Consider the following 731-nt stretch of genomic DNA (forward strand, 5'->3'; position numbering starts at 1 on the left):
GTCATTACATCAATCGTATTGGTGGTCACCGTCCCGTCAGCTAAATTCGGCTCGGTAATACCGAGCGTACCGTTCGCCATGATTTGGGCGTCATCACCAATGGTCACCGACAACGGAGTCATTAATGAATCATCACCATCTGAGTCCACCGCATAAACTGGTAAGTCGAAGGTCAGTTCGTTACTATCTAAGCCATCGGCATGGTCTAACGCCTCAAGCAACGTGAAGGTGTATTCACCCAACGTGGTACCTGAGAAGCTTAAGCTGAAGACAGGAACGTCCGTTCCACCGTCATCAATAAACCCGACATAGATACCTGAGTCTGCTGGGTCTTCTTTCAGTTCAACCGCAATGTTGTTCGACGTTAACGCACCACCCACATTGAACTCAGTTGGTTCGATTCGGAACTTCTCAACATCATCACTTTGGTTGGTAAACGAGATAGTCTCGGTTTGGCTCACCGCACTGCCGCTTGGTGTCGAGCCATCGGCAAGCTGTGTTTCTGATAGCGTCACGCTTGGTACGGATTCGATGGTTGGAATATCGCCATCAGTAATCGTCAGTGTGACCGTTGACGTCACCACATCGTTATCTAAATCGCTTGAGGTCACCACAATCGATTTGACGATGTCTTCGCTAACCGTGTTGTCTAGATTGCGGTTTGGTTCGAAGCGTACTTCACCTTCAAGTGTGATAAACAGAGAGCCTTCAGTGAAGATAAACTCTTGCTC

The 731-nt window shown here is 48.3% G+C and carries 1 protein-coding gene; it reads right to left on the reverse strand.

Going from position 1 to position 731, the window contains the following annotated elements; translation table 11 throughout:
• The coding region (locus tag AB4167_RS22085) for a hypothetical protein (RefSeq protein WP_372137033.1) at positions 1 to 731 on the reverse strand (731 nt) is incomplete at both ends.

It is taken from the genome of Vibrio sp. 10N.286.49.E11 (genome assembly GCF_041469505.1).
Lineage (GTDB): Bacteria > Pseudomonadota > Gammaproteobacteria > Enterobacterales > Vibrionaceae > Vibrio > Vibrio crassostreae_C.